Annotated in this window: 3 protein-coding genes and 1 pseudogene; all 4 read right to left on the bottom strand. The window is 59.1% G+C overall.

Annotated features, from left to right (window positions below):
• Nucleotides 1-268 precede the first annotated feature (268 nt).
• Entirely contained in the window at nucleotides 269-982 is a 714-nt protein-coding gene (locus OQK_RS25805) for a hypothetical protein (protein ID WP_016774984.1), read from the bottom strand.
• Nucleotides 983-1,199: 217 nt separating this feature from the next.
• On the bottom strand, nucleotides 1,200-1,601 hold the full coding sequence (locus OQK_RS25800; RefSeq protein ID WP_016774983.1) for a cupin domain-containing protein: 402 nt from the start codon (nucleotides 1,599-1,601) through the stop codon (nucleotides 1,200-1,202).
• Nucleotides 1,602-1,830: 229 nt separating this feature from the next.
• Complete coding sequence (locus OQK_RS25795; RefSeq protein ID WP_016774982.1) at nucleotides 1,831-2,124, bottom strand: putative quinol monooxygenase; 294 nt, start codon at nucleotides 2,122-2,124, stop codon at nucleotides 1,831-1,833.
• Nucleotides 2,125-2,247: 123 nt separating this feature from the next.
• Nucleotides 2,248-2,651, bottom strand: a pseudogene (locus OQK_RS31755) (PLP-dependent aminotransferase family protein); the annotation flags it as partial.

The following is a 2,651-nucleotide window of genomic DNA, read 5'->3' as shown; positions in this document are numbered from 1 at the left end:
TTGCGTAAAGCGATCAGTCGATAGAGGCCGGCAAATCAACGCAGTGCTGGTATTTGGGAAGCTTTCGGTCGCGCTGTCCACTGTCAGACCTGACAGTGGACAGCGGGGGATGATTGTGGATTTGGAAGGGATGGCCAGTCTTGGCGGGGATTTAATGTCTGAGGGTTTTTGTGGTGTCTGGTCTGACGCCTTCGCGAGCAGGCTCGCTCCCACAGGGATTCGCATTCCAAATGTGGGGGCGAGCCTGCTCGCGAAGAGGCACTTACATTCAATACAACTTTTGAGCTGGTTTACCCTCGAGCATCGACACTTTCTCCCCCGGCCGCACAACCAGATTACTCAGCGAACGGTCAAACTCGCGCAACGCCGCCAGCTGCAATTCCTCCTGCTTATTGATATCCGCGACGATCTCTTCCAAGCGCTTGAAGTCCGCCCACACCGGCGTCAGTTCCCGCGCCTGCGAGCCTTTCGCCGTGCCGATGTAGTTCAATTGCGCATCGTAAAAATCAGCACTGACATCCGCGCGGATATCCGAGCTGCGCGAGGTGATCAACTGGCTGTGGGTATCGACGATCGCCACCACATCCGGCCTGGCCGCGCGCAGGCTTTGCATGTCCGGGTACACCGTCACCGAGCCGAACTGGCGTTGCAGCGAAGCGTTGACCCACTGCACCGCGCGATCCGGGCTGGAGCTGGCGACGTAGGCGTCGTGGATCGGCTGCACCAGCAGGCTCTGACCAAAACCGGTGCCGGCCTTGGCCTGATACTCGCGCAAGTATTGGCGATTGGCCTGGGTGCCGGGGCTGTAAATCACCCCCAGCGAGACGCCGGGACCGCTGTTGACCTGAGTAGCACTGCTGCGACCGGTCGGGTGCGGCAGGAGCGTGTCGAGGGATGACACCGCTTGCGGGGCAGTGGGAACAGAGCAGGCAGAGAGCAGCAAAACGGAGATCGCCAGCAGGGCGGGAAGCGCAGGTTTCATGGTGTTTCTCCCGTGAAACAAGGTCTGTCGATGAGTGTGCACGGGCCGAAGATATCGGCGGATATTCAGGTTAAACCTGCCGGCCTGACCGTTGGCTGAATAACCTTTGCGCGGTTAGTTTTATTGGCTTTAAGCGTTCGCAGTTAATGCCGCCGCGCAATAAAAAAGGCGCAAATGTTCGATTCGCGCCCTTCGTTTATGGCTGATCAGGCAGCCATCAGTTTTCCAGCGGGATCAGCACCTGCTCATCCGGGGCCAGGACCATGAACACCAGCAACTTGGCCGGCTTGGTCGAACTGGCATTTTTCGATACCAGATGCTCGGAACCGGCCGGTTCGTACCAGAACTGGCCCTTTTTGTAAGTGATGGCCTGTTCGCCTTTGACTTGGGAAATCACTTCGCCGTCGAGCACGTAAGCCATCGCCGTACCCTCGTGTTTGTGCGCGATCGAAGACTGGCCGGGCTGGTAGTCGACTTCGATCATCATGGCTTTCTTGCCGGGGGCGTTTTTCAGCAGTTGTTCCTGCAGGACGGTGATTTTCTCGGACGGATCGTGAGCCATTGCCGAAGCGGACAGGCTGAAGGCGAGGGCGGCGGCGACGAGGTGCAGGGCTTTCATGGCGGGTTACCTGTGATGGTTGGGGTGTGCTCACAGTAGGCCGCAATGTGGCCGGTTCAAACGGCCAATATTCGCGAAGATCAGGTGACCAATTGGCCTCGCAAGGATTTCGGTGTGGCGCAAATCGCCTTCGCGAGCAAGCTCGCTCCCACAGGTTCTGCGGTTGCTCACCCATCTTGTGAACAACAAATAACCCTGTGGGAGCGAGCTTGCTCGCGAAGAGGCCGGTTCAGACGATGGGAAAGCTGTTGAAATCCACGCTATTGGCCAGGCGGCTATCGATCAGGTCGATGAACCCCTGTGCCTCGGGCCGGTTGAAATGCGCCTGCATCGCCGCTTCCGACTGCCAGCGCGCGCTGACCGTCCAGCGGTGGCTGTCCTCGGGGCAGCGGTCGACCAGGTAGGAATCGCAGCCCGGGGTTTCGCGCAGGGTATCGACGATCTTCTGCAATTGCTTGCCAAGCTCTTCCGAGCGGCCCGCGACCGCCTTGACCTCAACCGTGTTGATCACTTCGTTGGACATTGCTCACACTCCTGAATCAGGCCGGACGAATCCTGCTCACTGAGGGATAACGCCTGTGCAGAATAGGCCTGCCGCTCTGAATCACCAATAACCAATCGGCGGTAAAAGCCTTATACCAACGGCTCATGACAGCTGTTCGAGGATGTCGCGCAGGCGATCGAGGGCGATGTCGATGTCCAGGGTTTCGATGGCGCCGAAGCCGAAATACAGGCCTTCTTTCGCCGGCTGCTGGTAGTAGAAACCACTGATCGCATACAGGCCGACCTCGACCTTTTTCGCCAGCTCGATGACCAGCGGCAAATCGACCGGCACCTTGCAGAGCACCGCCATGTGAAATCCGGCACTGGCCGGCACGGCTTGCAGCCATGGCGCCAGATCCGTCGCCATGCGCTCCAGGATGCGTTCGCGGCGTTGCGCGTAGATCGTGTGGCAGCGGCGGATGTGCTTGAGCAGGCAACCTTCGGCGATGAACTTGGCCAGCGCCCATTGCGGCAGGGTCGAGGCGTGCAGATCGGTCAACTGCTTGG

The organism is Pseudomonas sp. R62, assembly GCF_000257605.1.
Taxonomy (GTDB): Bacteria; Pseudomonadota; Gammaproteobacteria; order Pseudomonadales; family Pseudomonadaceae; genus Aquipseudomonas; species Aquipseudomonas atacamensis.
The sequence above is the reverse complement of the archived record's forward strand: the minus strand, read 5'-3'. Positions and strand labels throughout refer to the sequence as shown.

Excerpts from the sequence above, each read along its gene's own strand:
- OQK_RS25800 (WP_016774983.1), bottom strand. The coding sequence starts at position 1,601 with ATGAAAGCCCTGCACCTCGTCGCCGCCGCCCTCGCCTTCAGCCTGTCC.
- OQK_RS25805 (WP_016774984.1), bottom strand. The coding sequence starts at position 982 with ATGAAACCTGCGCTTCCCGCCCTGCTGGCGATCTCCGTTTTGCTGCTC.
- OQK_RS25795 (WP_016774982.1), bottom strand. The coding sequence starts at position 2,124 with ATGTCCAACGAAGTGATCAACACGGTTGAGGTCAAGGCGGTCGCGGGC.